General features: G+C 69.7%; 16 protein-coding genes. 12 read left to right on the top strand and 4 right to left on the bottom strand.

Features of this window, described 5'->3' with window-relative positions:
- Nucleotides 1-32: 32 nt before the first annotated feature.
- A complete protein-coding gene (locus QRY02_RS32015; protein ID WP_285986541.1) occupies nucleotides 33-902 on the bottom strand; it encodes a L,D-transpeptidase family protein in 870 nt (289 codons plus the stop codon).
- Nucleotides 903-982: 80 nt separating this feature from the next.
- On the bottom strand, nucleotides 983-2,902 hold the full coding sequence (locus tag QRY02_RS32010; protein WP_285986540.1) for a S53 family peptidase: 1,920 nt from the start codon (nucleotides 2,900-2,902) through the stop codon (nucleotides 983-985).
- Between the two features lie 827 nt (nucleotides 2,903-3,729).
- Here QRY02_RS32010 and QRY02_RS32005 point away from each other — a divergent pair.
- Nucleotides 3,730-6,078 carry an ATP-binding protein gene (locus QRY02_RS32005; RefSeq protein ID WP_285986539.1) on the top strand — a complete coding sequence of 783 codons (2,349 nt, stop codon included), beginning with the start codon at nucleotides 3,730-3,732 and terminating at the stop codon, nucleotides 6,076-6,078.
- On the opposite strand, the gene QRY02_RS32000 is transcribed toward QRY02_RS32005, so the two are convergent.
- Complete coding sequence (locus QRY02_RS32000; RefSeq protein WP_285986538.1) at nucleotides 6,032-7,234, bottom strand: cytochrome P450; 1,203 nt, start codon at nucleotides 7,232-7,234, stop codon at nucleotides 6,032-6,034. The two genes, QRY02_RS32005 and QRY02_RS32000, sit on opposite strands and share 47 nt — an antisense overlap.
- A 282-nt stretch (nucleotides 7,235-7,516) precedes the next feature.
- Between QRY02_RS32000 and QRY02_RS31995 the strand changes: the two genes are divergently transcribed.
- Together QRY02_RS31995 and QRY02_RS31990 are read left to right on the top strand one after the other, a co-directional pair.
- Nucleotides 7,517-7,996, top strand: coding sequence for a M78 family metallopeptidase domain-containing protein (locus QRY02_RS31995; protein WP_285986537.1), 480 nt, complete (start codon nucleotides 7,517-7,519; stop codon nucleotides 7,994-7,996).
- Nucleotides 7,989-9,212, top strand: a complete 1,224-nt coding sequence (locus tag QRY02_RS31990) for a hypothetical protein (protein ID WP_285986536.1) — start codon at nucleotides 7,989-7,991, stop codon at nucleotides 9,210-9,212. The genes QRY02_RS31995 and QRY02_RS31990 overlap by 8 nt, the downstream gene beginning before the upstream one ends.
- A 10-nt stretch (nucleotides 9,213-9,222) precedes the next feature.
- Here the strand turns inward: QRY02_RS31990 and QRY02_RS31985 are convergent, their stop codons facing one another.
- On the bottom strand, nucleotides 9,223-9,942 hold the full coding sequence (locus tag QRY02_RS31985) for a hypothetical protein (protein ID WP_285986535.1): 720 nt from the start codon (nucleotides 9,940-9,942) through the stop codon (nucleotides 9,223-9,225).
- A 176-nt stretch (nucleotides 9,943-10,118) separates the two neighbouring features.
- Between QRY02_RS31985 and QRY02_RS31980 the strand changes: the two genes are divergently transcribed.
- The 9 genes from QRY02_RS31980 (at nucleotide 10,119) to QRY02_RS31940 (ending at nucleotide 20,342) form a co-directional block, all read left to right on the top strand.
- Complete coding sequence (locus QRY02_RS31980) at nucleotides 10,119-11,042, top strand: P-loop NTPase family protein (RefSeq protein ID WP_285986534.1); 924 nt, start codon at nucleotides 10,119-10,121, stop codon at nucleotides 11,040-11,042.
- Between the two features lie 92 nt (nucleotides 11,043-11,134).
- Complete coding sequence (locus QRY02_RS31975; RefSeq protein WP_285986533.1) at nucleotides 11,135-11,425, top strand: hypothetical protein; 291 nt, start codon at nucleotides 11,135-11,137, stop codon at nucleotides 11,423-11,425.
- Between the two features lie 3 nt (nucleotides 11,426-11,428).
- Entirely contained in the window at nucleotides 11,429-12,244 is an 816-nt protein-coding gene (locus tag QRY02_RS31970; RefSeq protein WP_285986532.1) for a hypothetical protein, read from the top strand.
- Nucleotides 12,241-13,641, top strand: coding sequence for a TrbL/VirB6 family protein (locus QRY02_RS31965; RefSeq protein ID WP_285986531.1), 1,401 nt, complete (start codon nucleotides 12,241-12,243; stop codon nucleotides 13,639-13,641). Before QRY02_RS31970 ends, QRY02_RS31965 begins: the two co-directional genes overlap by 4 nt.
- Nucleotides 13,638-15,146 carry an SCO6880 family protein gene (locus tag QRY02_RS31960; RefSeq protein ID WP_285986530.1) on the top strand — a complete coding sequence of 503 codons (1,509 nt, stop codon included), beginning with the start codon at nucleotides 13,638-13,640 and terminating at the stop codon, nucleotides 15,144-15,146. Before QRY02_RS31965 ends, QRY02_RS31960 begins: the two co-directional genes overlap by 4 nt.
- Nucleotides 15,143-16,681, top strand: a complete 1,539-nt coding sequence (locus QRY02_RS31955) for a putative type IV secretion/conjugal transfer ATPase (protein ID WP_285986529.1) — start codon at nucleotides 15,143-15,145, stop codon at nucleotides 16,679-16,681. Before QRY02_RS31960 ends, QRY02_RS31955 begins: the two co-directional genes overlap by 4 nt.
- 23 nt (nucleotides 16,682-16,704) lie before the next feature.
- The gene (locus QRY02_RS31950; RefSeq protein WP_285986528.1) at nucleotides 16,705-17,802 is read left to right on the top strand and encodes a C40 family peptidase; all 1,098 of its coding nucleotides are present in this window, start codon (nucleotides 16,705-16,707) and stop codon (nucleotides 17,800-17,802) included.
- A 45-nt stretch (nucleotides 17,803-17,847) separates the two neighbouring features.
- Nucleotides 17,848-19,704, top strand: a complete 1,857-nt coding sequence (locus tag QRY02_RS31945; protein ID WP_285986527.1) for a type IV secretory system conjugative DNA transfer family protein — start codon at nucleotides 17,848-17,850, stop codon at nucleotides 19,702-19,704.
- Nucleotides 19,701-20,342: a hypothetical protein gene (locus tag QRY02_RS31940; RefSeq protein WP_285986526.1), complete on the top strand. Its 642-nt coding sequence runs from the start codon at nucleotides 19,701-19,703 to the stop codon at nucleotides 20,340-20,342. The genes QRY02_RS31945 and QRY02_RS31940 overlap by 4 nt, the downstream gene beginning before the upstream one ends.
- Nucleotides 20,343-20,479 lie beyond the last annotated feature (137 nt).

Here is a 20,479-nt window from a genome sequence, read left to right as displayed (position 1 = left end):
GCTGGTCTCTCCAGAAGTGTTGGAGTGGTCGGTTAGCGGATGAGGACGGGGGTGCCGATGGGCACCGGGTCGGCAGGGGCGGTGAAGGTGGCGAGGGCATCGGCGGGAACGCGGATGCATCCGTCGCTGGACGGGCGGCCGAAGACGTCGGTGGTGGGCCAGCCGTGGATGCCGGTGGTGCCGGGTCCGCCGCCGTAGGTGGTGTAAGTGGCCGAGTGGATCCCGAGCGGGAAGATCACCGGGCTGAACTTCTGCTTCACGTCGGTCATGGAGGCCAGCACGAAGGTCCGCCCCGTCGGGGTCGGTGCCGCCGCAGTGCCGACCCCGACGCTCCAGGTGCCGATCTGCTGGTGATCGCGGTAGAGCGTGAGCCGGAACACGGCCCGGTCGATGACGATCCGGTCGGTCGTCGACCGGATCGTGAGCGTGCTGTCCTGGGTGGACAACCATCCGGTAGAGCCGTTGGGCCGGGACGGCAGTAACACCTGCACCCAGCCCGGTTCCTCGGCGATCACCGGCACCCACGTGTCGGATCCCAACTGCGTGGTCGGCAGAACCGCAATGGCGTCCCCGCCCGGCTGGCCGAAGACCGGCACCGGGGTGGTCGGGTGCACCAGGTGCCCGTCCGGGACCGCTTCGGCTGTCACATCCTGCGGAGCGTTCGCGACGGTGCCGAAGGTGTTTGCCTCTGGCAGCCCAGCAAGATTCGGGACCATGCGGGCCGCCACGACCGGGGCGTGGAGGTCGAAGCCCAATTCCACGGGCTCGGTAGCGCGAGCGGCGTCGGGCGCGGGCCGCGACGGTGCGAGCAGCGCACCCGCAGTGCTGACCAACACGATTCCGGCCAGCCAGAGCGCGAGCACCCGCCACCTGTTCGGCGCCGGCCGTGGCATCTCGGACATGAAACAGTCCTTCCTCGAAGTCGATGGGCCGCGGCAAGCCCGCCCGCCGTCGAGCAGGCCTGCCGCGAAAAGGGTTGTGATCACTGGGAAAGTGCGCCGATGAAGCCGTCGGCGGGGGTTCCGAGACCGGTGACGTTGTCCCAGCCGGGTCCGCTTTGCAGGTTCTGCGGGCGGGCGTCGAAGTCGATCAGGTAGCTGCCCTGCCCGCCGGGGACGGCGACGCCGCCGAAGGCGTGCATCATCGGCGTCCAGACCCCAGCCTTCTGAGGCGTGACGTCGGCGATCGCGCTCGATCCCGCCAAGCTGTAGAGGATCGGGGTGAGCATCCCCGCGCGGGCGTTGCCGGAGCGGGCCTGCTGGGCGTCGGCGACGAGCCCGGCGATCAGCGGCGAAGCCAGAGACGTACCGCCGTAGGAGCCGATCCCGAACTGGCCCTTGATGGTCTGCCCGACCAACATCCCGGTGTAGGAGTCGGCCAGCGCCGCGATGTCCGGGACCCCACGCTTCTCACCGCTGCCAGGGACGACGCCCATCTGCCAGTTCGGCATGCAGTAGAGCGCGGAGCTGCCGCCGCCGGCGCCGGAGGCGAACGGGCCGTCGGCATCCTGCTGCGGCGCCCAGCTGCTGCCGGACTGGGTGTTGCCGCTGTTCTCCCACCCGGTCAGCACCGTGGGCTGGTTGTTCTGGTCCAAGCCGACGCTGGTGCCACCGACCGCCACGACCCACGGGCTCGAGGACGGGAAGCTGACGGTCGGGCGGCCGACGGGGCCGGAGTTGTTGCCTGCGTCGCCAGTGGACACCGTGACGGTCTGGCCCTGGATCGCTGCCTGCAGCGCCATCGCGTTGAACTGATCCCGCGCCATCTGCGGCAAGCTGTTCTCGCCGTCGGCGTTGCCGTAGCTGTTGCTGATCACATCCACGGCGTTGTCGGCGACGGCCAGGTTGAACGCCTCGTAGATCCCGGTGCCCTTGCAGGTCTTCCCGGCGTAGTAGCGGATCTTCGCCGCCGGGGCGATGGTGTGCGAGGCCTGCACGTCCAGGGTCTGCTCGGCCGCCCAGCCCTCGGCGCCGCACTCGGTCGCGTCGGTGAACCCGCCCTCGGGCAGGACCGCGCTGTACTGGCCCTCGGCCAGCGGCGGCACGCCGAGCTGGCTGCTGGCCTGGTTGGTGTCGGCGACGATGGTGTCGGAGTTGTAGGCGCCGACGACACCGATCGTCGTACCTGCGCCGGTGTTTCCGTTGTTCAGCTTGTACATCGCACGGACCTGAGTGCCGGTGTAGCCGCAGAGTGCGTTCGATTGGAACCCAGCCGGGTATTTCTGCGGGACGTCGGTGTTGTTCTGCTCACCCCACCAGCGCGCGCAGTGCTGCTCAGCGGCCACGGCGGCCGGGCGGGTGTGCTGGGGCTTGAGCAGGGCGGCGCTGTCGTCCAAGCCGAGCACGGCGGTGATCGAGGCACGCAGCGAGATCGGCACGGTGACGGGCGATGCTGGGGCCGTGAGCGTCCGGGTGACACCGTCGATGCGGGCACGGAACGCGGCGATCCTCGTACCGAACGCCGACTCCAACGCTGCGGTCGGGGCTTCGGCGTCGACGAAGTGCCTGTTCGGGCTGACTCCGGTCACGTGCAGCCCCTGCTTGGCCAACCACCGGGACACCTGGTCGACGGCGTCTTGCGTTGGTGCGAATCGGTCGAGGAACTCCCTGGAGGACAGAAACTTCCCGTGCTCGGCGCGGCCCGGTGTCGCCAGCTGCGCGGCGAGGCGTTCGGCACCGGGCTGATCGCGCAGTGCCAGCGCGACCTGGATGTGCCGGACGGTGCTTCCGTTGGTACGGGCGACTTCGGTGTGCGGGGTGGCCCAGGCTGGGGTGCTTCCGGCGATGGGCACGTGGTCGCCGGTGTCACCGGCGGGAGTCTGGGGTGCCGCGACGGCGGTGGCCACGGTGGAGGCGAGTAGGGCCGCGGTCGCGGCGAGGGCATGCCAAAGACGGCTGTGCATCGAGGTTTCTCCTTGTATGAAAAGGGAAAGCCGTCCAGCGCGGTGTCGTGTGATCGACGTGTGTGCTGAAGGGCGTGCCTCGTGCCGCAGCCAGGGTTACGCGATGATGGGCTGAGCGGAGACGTCAAGGGACCACAAGACCGGCCGTGTGAAGCCGGTCGTGGAGTTCACTGATCGAGAAGTCCGAAACACTATCGGACACGTAAGGTGCGCTACTGTTGAGCTTGCGCCGCCGGCGGTCCGCGAGCGACCTGCGTCCGGCGTGACGTGGAGGATGGAAACACGAGAATGCCCCTATTGTCGGGCGGACCGTGCCGGATTCCACGCCTCCCCAGGGTGGAGCACGGGTCTGCCTTGCTGAGGAGAACAGTAACCGGCCGCGCAAGAAAGTGCAAACAGTTGTGGTGGTCTTATCAGAAAAGCGTTTCGGATATGTCGCTTGTGCTGCAAGGTGTTGCGGGAAGTAGTCGTATGGGTTCGTAGCGTTAAGGACGTCTTGGCGCATGCTTGCTGCTGACAACTCTATCGCCAGTCTTGGTGTTCTGGTTTCTGTCGGATGAGTGAAACGGTCATTCACGGTCTGGTGTTCCTCCTGTGCGGACTGCGTGTTGACGATTAACCCGATCGGGTGTTTGGTTGTTAAGTAGTCGATCTTCGCAGGCCACAGGTGGTACGACATCTGCCACGGAGGGTGTCACGAGCCGAGTGAGCGCCGTCCGCCGATCGGGCGGACGGGGTGCGCTGGCGTGAGGAGGGGACAGTGCAGGACATCGAGAGCCGGGAAAAACCCGCGGTCGGCGCAGGCTGGCGTCACTGCATCCATTGCGGTGGATAAGCGCATTCGCAGACCAGCCGGACAACCGCCCGTTGGTGTTCAGCTGACGACATTCTTCGGGCGATCCCGTGAGCTGGTCGAGGTGTGCGAGCGGCTGAACGCCGGCGACCGCGCGGTGACGCTGACCGGATCACCTGGCGTCGGGAAGACGCGATTCGCGGGCGAACTGCTCGTGCATATGAATGAGCACTACGACGCATCGGTGTTCATTCGTCTCGCCGAACTCGGCGCGCATGCCGACATGCCGGATACCGAGCGGCGGATCTGCAACTTGCTTATTGCAGCCTTGCGTATCTCGCATCATCAGCCGAACGTCGACCCCGTGGACGTTCTGATCGAGCACGTCCGTGACCGGCGCGTGCTGATCGTGCTGGACAACTGCGAGCAAGTGCTGGACGCGGTTGCCGAGCTGGTCAACCGGATCATCACCGAGACCGTCATGGTGCAGGTGATCGCCACCAGCCGCGCCTACCTGGATGTCCAGGGTGAGCACCGGGTGCACCTGCGGCCATTGTCGACCCCCGCCGAGGGCGCCGATCGCGCGGCGGCCGAGCACAGTGACGCGGTAGAGCTGCTCGCCGACCGCGCCGCCGCAGCCGGACGGCCACTGACCGAACGGGACGACTGGCAGGCCATCGTCGACCTGGTCCGCTGGTCGTCAGGTATTCCGCTGGTTTTGGAACTCATCGCGGCCCAGTTCGGCCGGGGGCGAGCACCGGCAGTAGTCCTCGATCGCCTGCAAGGCGGCGCGTCGCTGAAGTACGGTCCCGGCGCGCGCGGGGTGCCCTCGCATCACCTCGCGCTCGACATCGCGATCACCGAGTCCTGGGACCTGTGTTCGCCGCAGCAGCAACGGGTCTGGGCGCGGCTGACCGTTTTCACCGGTGGGTTCACTCTCGATGCCGCTGAAGAGGTGTGCGCCGATGAGCTGATCGACCGTGGCGAGATCCTGGAGACCTTGGATCATCTGGTGCGGCACTCGATTATCGAAGGTGCCTCCGCCGATGGGCGCTACCGCCAGCACACGTTCCTGCGTGAGTACGGCCGGCGCAGGTTGCGCATCTTCGGCGAACTGGACGAGATCAGCGAACGGCTGTGCCGCTGGGTTGCCGGGCTGGTCCGGAAGGCGGCCGAGCGGTGGTTCGGGCCGGAGGAGGTCCGGTGGCTGGACCTGGTCAACGCCGAATCCCGGAACATCGCCGCAGCGGTGGCATGGTGCTCCGACCACGGCCTGATCGAGCGGGCCTTGGCGATCATGGTGGATGTGCTGCTCACGCGGGCGCCGTTCTTCTTCGCCACCGAGATCCAGGTCTGCCGCCAGGTCGAGGAGCTGCTGAGCGAAGGCCCTGTGGTGGCCTCAGATGTGCGGATCTCGGCGCTGGCGATGGCCGGCTGGGTGTGGATCGCCCTCGGCGAACAAAACCGTGGCAAAGAGCTCCTGGACGAATGCGTGCGCCTGGCGCGCGAAGCGGGCAAGGACGACGCCCCGGCAGTCCAGTTCGTCGAGGGCACCTACGAAGCACTGGCCCTCGGGCAGCGCAGCGGTTTCGCGAAGCTGGCGGCCGCCAGCGCCGGTTTCCGCGCCGCGGGCGCCGACGGTGCGGCCTACATGGCGGACCTGCTTCACGCAATCACAGCCGGATTGCTCGGGCCGACCGACGAGGCGGACCGAATGTCGCAACGCTGCCTATCCGAAGCCCGCCGCCGCGGCGCCGAATGGGCCGTGACATGGGCGGAGTGGACGCGCGGCCTGCCTGCGTGTTCCGAGCCCGTGACCGATAATCCCGAGCCGTTGCGGCGGCAGATCGCCCTCGGTGATCTGTGGGGGCCTGGCTGGTGGGTCGAGAGGAAAGCCTGGGAGTTGGCCAAGGAGGGGGACTACGTCGGCGCGGCGCGGCGGATTGGCGGTTCGGACAGTCTGCAGGCCCGCCACGGCGTCCACTACAACGGGCTGGCCAGCTTCAAATCCCACCGCGGCCGGGCGAAAGCCGAGATCGCTTTGGTGCTCGGACCGGTGGAGTCGACCGCGGCCTACCTCGAGGGGAGCCTGCTGGCCGACGAGCAGATCGTGGCCCTCGCTTTCGACGACACCGTTCCCGCGTCGGAGCCGACGTTGAATGAGCGGCAGTGGAAAGTCGTCCAGCTGGTCGCGCAGGGGCTGAAGAATCAGCAAATCGCGACGACTGTGCGGTTCTCCGTCCGCACGGTCGAGACCGAGCTGACCACGATCTATGGCCTGCTGGGCGTGGCGGGACGTCGGGAGCTCGCCGAGTGGTACCGGGCCCGGTCGGCGCCTACCGGTGCTCCCACCGCACCGGCAGGCCCGCGACGCCGCGGATGACCCCGAAGGTCCGCCGGACCGCGGCGCCGGCTTGAAGCCGCAAACCAGGCAGGGCGCGCAGCAGTTCGATGAGCATGACGTGTAGCTCGACGCGGGCGAGGTGCCGGCCGAGGCAGCGGTGCTCACCGGCGCCCCACCCCAGGTGCTGCGGCGCGCCGCGGTCGCGGTCGATGTCGAAGACGTCGCCGTCGTCGAAGACCCGTTCGTCGCGGTTGGCGCTACCCCACGCCAGCAACAGCCGGTCTCCCGGAAACAGCGGCATCCCGCCGAGATGGGTCTTGGCGGTCACAGTGCGTCCGGTGGCGGCGACGGCCGGGTTGTAGCGGACCAGCTCCTCCACGAACGCCTCCAGAGCAGTCGAATCGGCGGACACCTGCTGCCGCAGGGTCGGCTCGTCGAGCAGGTGCAGGAGCGCGGTGGCGCAGGCGTCGGCGGTGGTCAAGTGTCCGGCCGCGACCATCAGCATGGTCATCTTGACCAGCTCGTCATCGTCGGCGGTACGGCCGTCCACCTGCGCGTTCACCATCACCGAAAGCAGGTCCCCGGTCGGGTGGGTGCGTCGCTGGTGGATCTGCCCGAGAAGGAAGTCCGCATAAATCCGGCCCGCCTGCTGGGCCTCGGCGAGCGTCTCGGCGCTGTAGACGGCACGGACGTGCTCGGACAGCCACGCGCGTTCCAGCTCGGCCAGCCCCAGCACCCGCCCGATCACCAGCGGCGGCACCTGGCGGGCGTAGGCCCCGACAAGATCAGCAGCGCCGTGCGGGATCAGCTCCTGCAGTACCTCCCGGCACACTGCCCGCACGTACTGCGCTTGCGCGGCCGCAGCAGCCGGGGTGAAGAACGTCTGCAGCAGGCGCCGCCACTGGTGGTGATGGTCCTCGTCGGTCTCGAACATCGGCGCGACGGCCTCCCGCATCTCGGTGACCACCGCCGCCGCGCCCAGCCCGTCGACGCAGGCACTGAACCGATCCGAGGCACGTGCGGCCTCCCGGATCTCGGCATACCCAGTGACCAGCACGAACCCGTCCAGCTCCCCGCTGCGCGCCACCGGGCACCCGCGCCGGATCGCCCCCAGCGTGTCGTAGGCGGTCTCGGCGACGGCGGGATCGAGGTGGCTGAACGACCACGCCAAATCCGCCGGATCGGTCCCTGACATCTGCGCTGCAGCGCCCCCCGCTTCCAGAACCATACCCACCTGGCTACTGGCCGTGAATGACGCAGGTCAAGGGGTTCTGCGGGGAATGTGGAAAAGAATGTGGACCCCGCAGCGCCGACATGTGGGCCGAATGTGGCACGAAGCGGCGTTGGTTGCGGAGCGTGTCCGTCACTATGGCTCCAACGCCCTGAACAGCCGCGATGAAGATCATCGACAGTGGTGGGCGAGCAAGGGGTGCCGGCGGGGGCCGGCTGGAAACGTCGAAGGCACACAGGGGTGAAAGTGAGCACGACCGAACACGGGGAGCAGGAGTTCATGCGACGCTGCGAAACCATCATCAGCGCCCTGCCGATCCGTCATCCGTTCGAACTGAGGGCCTTCCTGGACGCACTGGGACAGCAACAGGGCATGTCCGTGATCCTGGGCCGGATGCCGCTGAGGCGAGGCGGGGTCAGCGGCCTGCTGGCGCGTACGCGTGAGGAGTGCTGGCTGACTGTCGTGGCGAAAGCCGTACCGGCGCACGCCGCGCACATCGCCTTCCACGAGATCGGGCACTGGATCCTCGGCCATCCCGGTAACCACGCGTGCGGCCGCCGCACACGCCCGGACGACCGGTGGGAGGTTGAGGCCGAGCAGTTCGCGTGTCTGCTGCGGGAACACGTGAAGGCCGGGGCAGCGCGCCATCGCGATCGGCTGCCGCCAGGCCGGACGGCCCTGCGGGCGGCGTTCGGGTCCCGACGGCACCTATGCGCAGATGCCTGACGCGGTCTCGCTCCTCTGGCTCGGCGCCGCCGCCGCGGGCGTGGTCGAGGCGGTCCGCAAAGCGGTGGTCAACCGGGGTAGCGGCTACGCGCTCAGCCGGCACTTCCTGACCGCCGGCATCGCCTGTATGGCGTTGTCGCTAGCCGCCGGGGCGCCGGTGACCTTGGACTGGGTCGACCATCTGACGGGCTTGCACAACGCCGCGGTCGTGGTGCAGAACGTGCTGGCGATGCTGGCGATGGTGTTCACCGCCGGGTTTCTGCACACCTTGGGACAGCTGCGTCTGCCCATGCCGGCGGTGGTCACGATCTTCGTGGTCTGCGCGGCGGCGATGGTCACCCTGTACAAGCTGGCCGGGGCGCACGCGTCCTTCTTCGCCTCGCCCCGGAACCCGACCTGGCCCTCGCAGCTCTACTCCGCCATCTACCTGGGCTACTTGGTCGGCTGGCTGGCGATGCTTCTGCTGGGCCTGACCGTGGTGGCCCGCGGCGAGGTGGCCGGGGTGCGGGGCGGTGTCGCCCTGGCGCAGCTGGGGGTTGCGGTGTCGCTGGTCGGGTTGTCCTGGCGGCTCGGTGTCGTGCTGCGGCTGCTGGTGGACCCGCACCATCCGCCCCGTGGGGCTCATTTCGGAGTGTTCACCGACGGCGCCGGCTTGGTGCTGTTCGTCGCCGGGTCGTTGTTCGCCGCGGCGACCCGGCGGCTGTTCGACTGGCTCGACCGGCGCCGCACTCAGCGCCGAGACGCCGCGATCGAGCGCCTGTGGAAGCGCCTGCGGGTCCTGCTCGTCCACCGCCGCCCGCCCCCGCTGACCCTGACTCAGAAGCTGGTCGAGATCGAAGACGCGCTGCTGATCGTCGAGCAGCTAATCGACGATCGAATCCGTCGCGCGATACGCGAGGAACTGCGCACGCCTGCCCTCTACGTCTATGTCCCGCCAGGGACGGCGACAGCCGTCGACATCGAGATTGCGATCGCCGCGGTGGTCGCGCATCTGTCACATCCGTCCGCGGAGCATCTGCCCAGCGAGGACGGCGAGGACGCTGAGTCCCGGGCATGGTGGCTGGAGACCGAACGCTTGCATGTCGACGACGTGGCCAGGACCCGCTGGCTGGCCGAGGTCGGCGACGCACTGACCCACCGCCGAGTGCAGCGTATGGCCGCGAGAATCAGCGCGACATACCGCAGGCTCTGGGAATCGGGATTGCCGAGCCGGTAAATCGGCGACGTCAGGAGGCGGGGTTGTCGCGGGCGGCGCGGCGGGCTCGCGCGATTTCTTCCACCACCTGCAGCAGCTGTTTGCGGTCGGCGTCGGGGGCATCGCCGATCGAGCTGGTGATGTCGCGTGCGTTGAATCCGACCAGGCCGAGTTCGGTCACCAGTTCATGGGTCTTGCGTGCTATTTCGTCATCGGGTGGTGCGAAGTCGGTGGCCGGGACGCTGGGGTCGAGCAAGTTCGGGTGGATGCGCCAGAACTCGGCCAACGCCCGGGTGATCGCGGGGCGGCTGTTCTGGCGGATGCCGGCCTTGAAGTTGCGTAGTGCCTGCTCGGCCAGTGGCAGCCCGGTCCGGTCCCGTACCCACTGGGCGATCAGCGGGGGCCTGGCGGTGAAGGTCAGGAAGGTCGGGTCGCCGTCAGCGGTGAGCCGGTCGATCGCGTCGGGATCGACGACCGGGTCACCGCGCAGCAAATAGTAGGTCGAGGCGTGGTCGAACAGGTAGGTCAACCGCTCGGCGAAGGTGTCCAGGTTCAGCAGCGCGACGGTGAGTTTCTCCTGGTCGGCTGCACGGCGGCGCGGGATCGGCGAGCGCAGGTCAGCCGAGGGCGCGGCGATGGGGGCGTCGTCACCGGCGTGGCTCGATCCGTCCTCGGATGCTCGTGCCACGGTCCGCCCCCATCGCGTCTCGACATCGGTAATTGTGCAGTCCTCTACACCGTCAGCAGGCATTTGACACGTCGCAGCTTGCGTCTACTATCGAAGTAAGCACCACGCTTGTTGCGAGTATCTTCGGAACGTCGAGAGAAAGCAACCCACGCCACCCCAATCAGGGGGTTGGAGCACGGTCCCGCTGTGACCGCCGCACCCTTCACCGGCGCACCAACACCGCTGAGGGGAGGCCCGTCATGACCACATCCGACAACTTACCCGTGGACGTTGACTCCCGTGTGGACTCGACGGACACCGAGGGGCAGCCGGCCACGTCCGCTGAGCAGGCGGTCGAGCTGGTCGACTGGTCGCCGTTCGGCCGGGTCTTGCCGGTCCTGGCCGCTTCTCCCGGAGCCGGGGCCACGAGCACCGCTGTCGCGATCGCCGATGCGCTCCAGCTGGCGGGCCGCTCGGTCCTGCTCGTCGACGCCGGCGATCCCGTCCGATCCGGACTCGGACGTGCTGCGCGGGCCGATGGGCCGCGGCGGGACGGGCCCGGCCCAACGGCAGGTATCCGGTTCTCCCGGCGCGCCCGCGCGATACTTGCCCGCCTCGACGTGTCCGAAACCGGCGTCGAGCCGGTGCTGTTCCCCTCGCCGCCGTACTGGCACCCTGGCGGTCGCGGGGTCGACGTCACCGTGGTCGATATCGGCCACGACCCGTGGCGGCTGGCGACCGACCCGGCGCTCGGACCGGGACAGTGGCTGCGGGTCGGCAGCCCGTCACCGATTCCCGCGCTGGTGGTACGACCTACGGTGCCCGGGCTCGCGCACGCCGAACAGGTCCTGGCCCGCTTGGATCCGTGGGTGCGGGCGGCCGCGGTGACTCCGTCGACGCAACTGCTTGTCGTAGGCGCGCGCCGGTGGCCGAAGGGCGTGGCCGGTACCGCAGGCCGCCGCACCAGCATCCTGTTGTCCGACACGGTGTTCTTTCCGCACGAGCGTTACGTCGCCGAGCACGGGGTCACTGCCGACGTGACACCGTCGTCGCTTCGCGCGCCCGCCGAACAGCTGCTCCGTTCCTGGCATGTCCTGCCACAGCGGACACGTCGCCTACGCCTTCCATGGCCACGTCGTGCTCACGGTCGCGACGGCCGCGCCGCCAACAAGGACACCGGCTGAGGCCATCCCGCCGCTCAGCTGAGAAGAAACTTCAACGCCCTCCCACTTGACCCGCCTGGCGTGACGTCGGGCGGTGCGATGTGGAGGGCGCGATGTCCGCGCACATTGTCATCGACTGGCTCGTCCAGATCCCGAATCCGACACCAGTGCAGCCTGAGGTCGGCGGCGACAAGATCCTGGGGCTGCTCAACAACGTCAAGTGGGGCGCGGGAGTCGCGCTCGTCCTGGGCTTCTTCGTCGGGTTGATCGTCTGGGTCGGTGGCCGCTGGGTTGATCACCACCGTGCCGGGAAAGTCGGCGTCGTCATGATGCTCTGCGCCATTGCCGGCGCGATCCTCTACGGCATCGGCTGGTCGCTCATCAACAGCTTCGCAGGCGGCTGAGCCATGTTCACTTCTCCTGAATCGCCGCGCCCGCACACGAAAGCGCGCCGACTGATCACCATCGCGGTCCTGCTCGTCGTCGTGATCGCGGTCGTGCTCCTTGCCCGGGACGCAACGGCACCGCCTGCGCCGTCGCCGGCAGCGACTCCGCCCGGCGTCGCGCCTTCGCCGACAGCCACGGCGCCGGTCGACGAGGCGACCGCGCTGGCCAACCGTCCCATGCTGACCCTGCCGCCCGAGGCGGCACTACCGCACGAACTCACCACTGCGACGGCTGGGCCGCCGATCACCGTGCCGCGACCGGCCCCGATCGCGGACCGCGTGATCTCCGACGGGTTCCCGGCAACCGGGGAAGGCGCGCTGGGCTGGCTGACCGACTTCAACGAGGCTGCGCTGCGCGGCGGTGACCCGACCACGTACCAGCGGGCCTACACCGAATCCGCGCTCCCGCACGCGCCCTCCCCGCAAGGAAGCGGCCCGCTCGCGCTGCTGACCTCGTTCCGGGAGAACGCCGGCATCCGCCCCGGCGAGCTCAAACCCGGCCTGACGGTGACCTACGAGATCACCCAGGGCCTGATCAAAGGGACCGCCGACGGCGGCCGGTTCGCGGTGGTGTGCACGCTCGGTCAGCTGAGCTTCGACTACCAGGGCCAGGCCGCGAGCATGGGGATCGGCGATTGCCAGGCCCTGCGCTGGACCGGTGCCGCCTGGCGCATCGCGACCGGGGCCCGCGCCGCCTACGCCGCTTGCGCGTGGCCGGGCAGCATCGAGTCGGTCCGCGCCGGCTACCGGCCCCTGAACCGGGACGGTGCCCGGTGAACCCCCTGGACCTGCTCGGCACGCTGGGCAGCATCGCCGGCAAGGCGATCGGCGCGACCGCGGCGGGAATACTCGAGCCGTTCATGGCGGCCACCTGGGCCGCCGCCCTGTTCATCCTGCGGACCGCGTTCGAGCTCGTCGACCAGTTCTCCATCCTCACCGTGTCCACCACAGACGGACCGGTCTCGATCCTGTGGCCGATGACGCTGTGGATCTCCGGCGCCATCGCGCTGGGCATGTTCTTCTGGCAGATCATCACCACCGTCCTGCATGGCGGACGCGGCTTCGTCCGCCTGATCACCGGGCCGGTCCAGTACGGGATCGCACTCGCTGTGACCGTGAGCGTGGTCGCGGCGTTCCTCGCCGCTGCCGACGGCCTGACCGAAGCGATCCTGTCCACCGGGCTGCGGGTGGGGAACTTCCGCGACGCGCTGACCATGACCGGCTTCACCGACGCCCTGTCGGACGAGGTCAAGACCGTCGTGCTCGGCCTGGCCGGGGCCTTCGGGGTGATCCCCGCCGGGCTGGGCTTCGCGGTCGAGGCCGTGTTCCGCGAGGCTGCGATCTACGTCGTGGTCGCGACGATCCCGATCGCCGCGGCCGGGCTGGTAGCGGAGGTGACCGCGCGGTGGTACTGGAAAGTCGTCCGCTGGGGCCTGGTCGCCATCGTGATGAAACCCGCCCTGGCGTTCGTGCTGGTGCTGGCCGTCGCGATCGTCGGCGGCGCGCAGGGCTTGTCCGGGCTGCTGGCCGGCATCGGGGTCCTGTTCGTCGCGTTGTGTGTGCCGTTGGTGCTGTTCAAGCTGTTCGCGTTCGTCGATCCGGACTCCGATCCGCAGAGGGTGTTCCGGGACAAGCTCTCGGATTCCGGCCTGGACTCCTACGGCGCCAACAGCATCGCCGGGCGCATCGCCGGCGCGTTCTCGAACAAGGCCCGCAACGAGCTCGCCGACAACGGAAACGGCGGAAGCGGAGACGGTGGCGATAGCCCGGAGCAGGCCAACGTCGACCGCTTCGACCAGGCCGCCGCCGAGGACGACACGACCGCCGGGCCGCTGGACACGACCGGCGACGAGCACGCGCCCGACGAATCAAGTGCGACCGGCACGGCGCCCGGCGCCGACACGTCCAAAGCCGGCGAGTCCCGAGGCGGTGACGGAGACGCACGAACCGACCCGGCAGAGCCGCCCACCCCCGAGGCCGGCGGTCCTGGCGAAGCGAGTCTGACCGGGTCCGTCGACGACCAAGGCGATGACGGCCAGACACCACCGCCGGACCCACCTGGCGATACCGGTCCACCGACACCACCGGACCCGAAGCCTGACAAGGGCCCACGACCCGACGATGGCGGCGGAGCAGCGGCCGGTGAAACCGAGGAAGCCGCGGTGCTGTTGTGAGCGCCGCGAACCGGATCTACAAAGGACTGTCCCGTAAAGAGCGCGCGGGCTGGATCATCGGGCTCACCCCGGTCCAGACGTTCGTGTGTGTCGGGCTGGCCGTGCCGGTGATTCTCGCGCTGGCGGCCGGGCGTTTCGGGCAGGCTCTCGCCCTGGGCGGGCTCTGCGGCACGGCGGCGACACTGGTCGTGGTGCCGGTCCGCGGCCGCCCGGCGCTGCGATGGCTGGAGCATCTGCTGCTCTACCGCGCCGGGATCGCACTGGGCTGGTCGCGCTGGCAGTCCCGCGCCGTCACCGGTCAAGCCCACGACCTGGATGAGCCGGATCTGCCCGGGGTGCTGGCCCGGCTGCGGTTCCCCGACGGGCCACCGCTGCGGGATCTGGGCCGGGTGTGCCTGATCCACGACACTGGCGAGGGCCGGTGGGGCGCCACTGCCCGGCTGACCCACGCCGGGGTCGGGATGCTGTCGGACGCCCAGTGCGAGCGGCTGGCCAACCGGCTCGGGAACCTGCTGTTGTCGATCGGGCACCGCGAGGTCGTCGACCGGATGAGCCTGCTGGTGCGTACCGTCCCTGACGACGGCGCCGACTACCAGGCCTGGCGCGCCGAACACGATGTTCCCGATGCCCCAGCGCTCGCTCGGCAGGCGACCGCGGAGCTGGACCGGCTGGTCGGGGCGGTGTCGGTCCGGCACGAAGTGTTCGTCACCCTCTCGGGCACCGAAGACGCCCTGCGCCGGCCGGCCGCCGCGGCCGGCGGCGGGGTCGCCGGGCGGGCCGCGGTGCTCTACCGGGTGCTCGACGGGCTCGAGGACAAGCTGAAGAGTCTCGGTGCGACCGGCGTGAAGTGGCTCTCGGGTCCGGAGCTGGCGGTGGCGATCCGCACCGGGTTCAACCCGGCCACCGCCGCCGGTCTCGCCGCGCGCCGCCATCAGGCCGGCGGCGACGCCGGTGTGCGCTGGGCGACGGCGGGTCCCGTGCACGCTCCGGCGCCGTCGGCGCGGGCGTACCAGCACGACGGCTTCGCCACGGTGTCTTTCTCGGTCTTGATGCCTGAGGCCGGGACGGTGTTCGGGTCGCTGGGTGGGCTGCTGGCGGTCAAGACCGCGGGCGAGCGCCGCAGCCTGGCCATCCACTACGAAACCTTGTCCCAGCACCGGTCGCGCAAGGCGGTGCGTCGTCTTCGATTCCGGACCGGGGTGGTGCGGGACTGGAAGTCGTCGAAGGGCTTCAACTCCGGTGCCGCCGAAGCCCGCGAAGCCGGTGGGGCTCGGGCGCAGGAGCACGCGGTCGCGGCCGGGCACGGCATCGTCCGCTTCGCCGTCGCCGCCGCGGTCACGATCCCCGAGACCTGGAACGTCGAGGACCACGCGGCCAAGTTGGAGAACGACATCGCCGGCCGTTTCCAGCTGCTGCGGATGGAATTGGCCCAGGATGCCGGGTTTGTCGCGGCGGTCTTGCCGGTCGGTGTGGGGTTGCCTCGGCTGCGGAGCGGTGCGTCATGAGCCGCCGCGCCGACGAGCGGACGGCCGCGGAACTGCTCGCCACGTTCGGACCGGCGGTCAGCACACGCCCGCCCGGACGTCAGCGTCCGGACGGGCGCAGTGCTCGGGTGAACCAGCGGGCGGCGCCGCGGCGTGGGTTCGCCCGGCCCGGGTACGGGTGGTCGCCGGTCGCGGCGCCGCTACAGGTGTATCAGGCCGGCACCCACGAGATCGGCGGCTTGTTCCCGCTGCTGGCGGCGAGCCCGCTGCCGGCGGTCGGAGCGCGGATGGGCTACGACGTCCACTCCGGGGGCGCGTTCTACCTGCATCCGGTCGAGTTCGTCCTGCGCTCGATCTGCACCAACCCGAACATGGTCCTGTTCGGCGAGCCTGGCCGGGGCAAAAGTTCGACGGTGGTGGCGTTTTTGTTGCGGATGATGCTCACCGGCGTCCGGACCCTGATCTCCGGCGACGTCAAAGGCGAATACACCCCACTGCTGAACGCCTTGGGTGTCACGCCGATCATGCTCGGCCGGGGTAGCAGCGCCCGCCTCAACGCCCTCGACCTCGGCCCGCTGGCCGCCCGCTGGGACGCCTGGACTGTGGAGCGGCAGCGCGACGAGCTCGACGGGGTCCTGGGACGGTGGGTGCAGCTGCTTGTCGCGCTCGCCGAAGCCCAGGGCTACCGGCCCACCGTCACCGACGAGGCCGCGCTCTCGGCGGTGCTGCGGCAACTGCTGGGCGTCGGTGACGGCTACACCCGCCTCACGCCGATCACGATCCCCGACGTTCACCGGGCGCTGTCGGACCCAGACGAGCAGCTGTGGCAGCAGCTGCGCTTCGCCGGCCGCCGCCAATTCCTCGACCACCTCCGGTCGATCACCGACGCACTGGCCAACCTGATCAGCGGCCCGCTGGCCGGGCTATTCGACGCCCCCACGAACTTCACCGTCGACTGGAACGCCCCGATCCAAAGCCTCGATCTGTCACGGCTGCGCACTCGAGGGGATCAGGCCGTCGCGGTCGCGTTGACCTGCCTGGGGTCGTGGTCGTCGCTGGCCACGGATCTGCAGGAGGACGGGGAACTGCGGATCGTCGTCCGGGACGAGATCTGGCGGCAACTGCGCCTCGGGCTACGCGCGGTCCAGGCGGTGGACAGCGAACTGCGGCTGTCCCGCGCGGAACGGAAGATCCAGGTGCTGGTCAGCCACAAGCCCGGCGACTTCCTCTCCGTCGGCGCCACCGGCTCCCAGGAAGTCGCCATCGCCCGCGACCTGCTCGCCCTCTGCTCAATTCGTGTCCTACTGGGGCAGTCGACCCGAGTAGCCAGCGAACTGGCGGATGTCCTTGCCCTGTCCGAGAAAGAGCAGGAGGCCACGACCGGGTGGGCCAACGACCGGCAAGGCCGTGCCCTGTGGAAAATCGAGAACCGGACCGGGCTCAAAATACAGACCGTCCTTAGCCGGATCGAGCGGCAGATCTTCGACACCAACACCCAGCTGGTCCGAAAACCACATCGGTTGCCCGACAGTCAGTCGCCGGCGGTGTCCTCGTGAAGCCGCCCGGGTTGCTCGCTGGCATGGTCGGTGCGCTAGTCGGGCTGGTGCTGCTGCCCATCCTCGCGCTGGCCCTCATCGTTGTGCCGACCGCGACCGCGACGGTCGTGCAACTCAGCGGGTGCGAACAGGGCGGCCCGGGCGGCGGCTCCGTCGTGGTCGACCGACAGCAGCTGGGCGCCGATGAGATGGACATCGCCCGCACCATCATCGACGTCGTCCAGCAGCGCCGGCTGCCGCGCCGGGCCGCGGTCCTCGCGGTCGCCACCGGGATGGTCGAGTCCGGGCTGCGCAACCTCGACTACGGCGACCGAGACTCGCTCGGGGTGTTCCAGCAACGCCCGAGCCAGGGCTGGGGCACCCGCGAGCAGATCCTCAACCCCGTCTACGCCACCGGCAAGTTCCTCGACGCCCTCATCGCCCTGCCCGGGTGGGACACCATGGCCCCGGGACACGCGGAGCAGGCGGTGCAGCGCAGCGGCTTCCCCGACCGCTACGCCCCACGCGAACCCGCCGCCGCAGCGATCGTCGATCGCTTCTGGACCGGCCCGGACAACCCCACCCCACCTCCACCATCCGGCGGCGGCACCGAAGCCGTCCAGGCGAAGACGCTGTGCCCGGACCAGGGCGGATCCGACGTCCCCCGCGAGCCGGGCCAGGTCGACCCGACGAAGCTGCCGCCGGGATTCACGCTGCCGGAGGATGTCCGCCAGCGTGCCGCCGTAGGGTTCGCCCTGGGCCAGCTCGGCAAACCCTACGTGTGGGGAGCGAAAGGCCCGGACGCCTACGACTGCTCCGGGCTGATGCTCGCCTCCTGGGCCGCCGCCGGAATCGGAATCCCGGCCGGCACCATCAGCCAGGTCCACGCCGGGCACGCCGTCGCCTCCATCCAGCAGGTGCAGCCAGGCGATCTGCTGTTCATCCCCGGCTCGCTCGGCACCGCACAAGTGCCGCGGCACGTCGGGATGTACGCCGGGCACGGACTGATCGTCGACGCCTACGACACCGACACCGGCGTCATCCTCGAACCGCTGTCGGCCTGGTCCTCGAAGATCGTCGCGATCCGCCGGATCGCCGACCCCAGCTCGCCCTCCCCGCCACCGGGAGGGAGCCCACTCTGATGCACCTCGTGGTGCCGCTCTCCCGCTGTCCGGGAGGAGCGGCCGATGCCGCGCACACGCACCGACACACTCAACCTCGACCGCGACGTCGCCCTGATGGCCCTCGCAGTCGCCGTCCTGGCGATCCTCTGCGCCCTCGCGGTGATCGTCGTCACCGCCGCCGTCCTGCTCACCGGGTTCTTCTCCGGGAGCTGGACGTGGCCGCCGACCACCGCATGGCCGGGCTTCGCGCTGACGGTCGCCTTCCACGCCGCTGATCCCGGTCCGGCGCTGCCGGTCCCGTGGTCCGGTGCGGTCAGCGACCACCAGCTGGCGTTCTACATCTGGTTCACCACGATCACGGTGCTCGCCGCGGGCCTCACGGTCGGCGCTGCGGTCCCGGTCTGGCGGAGGGTGGCACCGACCGATGCAGGGCACGCCACCCGCCGCGAGATGGCCAGGAACCTGTCGGTCGCCGCGGCGCGTAAGACGGCGGTGTGGACCCGGGGTGACCTCACCGACGAGCAATGCAGGACCGCGCCGATCAACGAGATCGCGGTCCCGCTGCACCGCGGTCCCCGGCGCCAGCGGCTGGTGACGTCGTTGGAGACCCCGACCGGGACGATCGCGCCGACCCGCTCGGGTAAGAGCCGCACCGATCTGGTGCACAAGGTGCTCGCCGCGCCGGGCGCGCTGGTCGCGTCGACGACGAAGACCGACCTCGCCGAGTGGTGCCTGCTGGCCCGCGCCCGACGCGAGGGCGCCGGGCCGGTGCTGGTGATCGATGCCACCGGAACGCTGTCCTGGCCCGCACACGCGCGCTGGTCTCCGGTCACCGGCTGCGCCGACCCCGCGGTCGCACTACGACGCGCGGAGACGCTGATCGAGGCGTCCTCGCTCGGGCTGGAGAACGTGGGCGGCAACGACGCGGTGTTCCGCGGCCGGGCGACGATCGTCATGCAGGCGTATCTGCTCGCCGCCGCCATGCATCACCGGACCGTGGATCACCTGGTGCGGTGGTCGATCGCCAGACCCGCCGACCGGGAACCGGTCGAGCTGCTGGAAGCGCAGTATCCGCAGCTGGCGCAGAACCTGGAGTCGGAGATCGGGATGGTCGCCGAGACCTCCGACGCGGTCTGGATGAGCGTGAGGCGGGCGATCGAGCCGTTCATGAACCCGGCCATCCGCTACTTCGCCACCCCCACCGCGGCCGAAGAACTGGACATCGACGACTTCCTGCGCCGCCGCGGCAGCCTGTTCATCATCGCCGGGGAACACCAAGCCCCGCAGGCCCGGCCGGTGTTGACCGCGCTGGTGGAGCAGATCCTCACCACCGCGCAGGACACCGCGCTGCGCCGCGAACGCCGCCGGCTGGAACCACCCACCACGGCGATCCTGGATGAGCTGTTCGCGGGGACGCCGGTGCCGCGGCTGCCGGCAATCATCGCCGACTCCGCCGGCCGTGGCGTGCTGATCCACTGGTCCGCGCAATCCCGCTCCCAGCTCGACGAGCTCTACGGCGAACCAGGCCGGCTGCAGCTGATCGACAACACCCTCACCCTGACCGCGTTCCCCGGACTCAAGGACGACAAGACGCTGGAGTGGCTGTCCACGCTGTCCGGGCAGCACCGCCGCCGGACCCATCAGCACCACAGCGACGGACTGCTCAGCGTCGGCCGTGGCGCCAGCGGCGAGGAGACCGTCCCGACGCTGCGCGCCGGAGACATCCGCACCCTCGACCGCGGCCGGGTACTGATCCTGCACGGCAACCTCCGCCCCATCCTCGGCCACACGGTCGACGTCGAACAACGACCGGACTGGCCCCAGCTGCAAGTCGACGTCGCCGCGATCCGCTCCGGACAGGCCGCGATCACGCCCGACGGCTACCCGCTGGCACTGCCGGGTGCGGGTGATCTGCGATGAGCGACGACGACATCGCCGAACGCCCCGACGACCAGGACCGGCCGGAACCACGGTCGCTGGATGAACTCGACGAGGTAGTCGCCGGGTTGGAGACGCTGGCCAAGGCCCTGGGCCGGCAGATCGAGCAGGTGTCGGAGGAACTCGCGGAGCTGACCGAAGAGCCGGAGACCGATCCGCGACTCGCACGGTGGCTGATGTTCCTGCCGCCGGCCGCGGCCGAGGACACAGAGCACCGCGGAGAAACACCGCTGTTCACGATCGCGCACTTCGTGCAGTACTACAACGAGACCTACGTCGGCAATCCCGGCACCCGCGCGGTCGCCATCCCCGACTGCTGGCTGGACCATCCCGGCCTGGTCGCCGAACTGGCCACCCTCGCCTACACCTGGCGCGAAGCCCATCTGGGCAAGAACGCCACCGCACGCGATGCGCAGTACTGGCACGACCACTGGCGTGCCGGCTTCGCCGAACGCATGGCCACCGAATGGGTCCACCAACGCTGCCGATCCGACGGCCACAAGACCGCCGGCGCACCGGCTCGCCCCGATCGCTTCACGCTGGAACATCGCGAACGGCAGGCACGGGAAGCGGCAGAGGCCGGCGTCGGCGACCCGCTGACCGCGCCCGAGCGGCCATGATCGCCTACGCGCGCCGCCGGTCGCGGAGGTACGAGTCGAGCACTCGGTTCGCACTCGTGTCGGCGGTTGCGCTGTACGTAGCGTGTGTCGTCGGCGCGAATTGGCTGGCCGAGCACGTCGGTGCCGCCGGCGTGGGA

Origin of the sequence: Amycolatopsis sp. DG1A-15b (genome assembly GCF_030285645.1) — a bacterium.
In the GTDB taxonomy this organism is placed as follows: domain Bacteria; phylum Actinomycetota; class Actinomycetes; order Mycobacteriales; family Pseudonocardiaceae; genus Amycolatopsis.
Note: the sequence above shows the minus strand (reverse complement) of the source record. Positions and strands in the feature narration are given on the sequence as shown.

What these genes read in the sequence shown, in the direction of transcription:
- QRY02_RS32010 (WP_285986540.1), bottom strand. Translation starts at nt 2,902, where the DNA reads ATGCACAGCCGTCTTTGGCATGCCCTCGCCGCGACCGCGGCCCTACTC.
- QRY02_RS31990 (WP_285986536.1), top strand. Translation starts at nt 7,989, where the DNA reads ATGCCTGACGCGGTCTCGCTCCTCTGGCTCGGCGCCGCCGCCGCGGGC.
- QRY02_RS32000 (WP_285986538.1), bottom strand. Translation starts at nt 7,234, where the DNA reads ATGTCAGGGACCGATCCGGCGGATTTGGCGTGGTCGTTCAGCCACCTC.
- QRY02_RS32015 (WP_285986541.1), bottom strand. Translation starts at nt 902, where the DNA reads ATGTCCGAGATGCCACGGCCGGCGCCGAACAGGTGGCGGGTGCTCGCG.
- QRY02_RS31970 (WP_285986532.1), top strand. Translation starts at nt 11,429, where the DNA reads ATGTTCACTTCTCCTGAATCGCCGCGCCCGCACACGAAAGCGCGCCGA.
- QRY02_RS31975 (WP_285986533.1), top strand. Translation starts at nt 11,135, where the DNA reads ATGTCCGCGCACATTGTCATCGACTGGCTCGTCCAGATCCCGAATCCG.
- QRY02_RS31985 (WP_285986535.1), bottom strand. Translation starts at nt 9,942, where the DNA reads ATGCCTGCTGACGGTGTAGAGGACTGCACAATTACCGATGTCGAGACG.
- QRY02_RS31955 (WP_285986529.1), top strand. Translation starts at nt 15,143, where the DNA reads ATGAGCCGCCGCGCCGACGAGCGGACGGCCGCGGAACTGCTCGCCACG.
- QRY02_RS31980 (WP_285986534.1), top strand. Translation starts at nt 10,119, where the DNA reads ATGACCACATCCGACAACTTACCCGTGGACGTTGACTCCCGTGTGGAC.
- QRY02_RS31945 (WP_285986527.1), top strand. Translation starts at nt 17,848, where the DNA reads ATGCCGCGCACACGCACCGACACACTCAACCTCGACCGCGACGTCGCC.
- QRY02_RS31950 (WP_285986528.1), top strand. Translation starts at nt 16,705, where the DNA reads ATGGTCGGTGCGCTAGTCGGGCTGGTGCTGCTGCCCATCCTCGCGCTG.
- QRY02_RS31940 (WP_285986526.1), top strand. Translation starts at nt 19,701, where the DNA reads ATGAGCGACGACGACATCGCCGAACGCCCCGACGACCAGGACCGGCCG.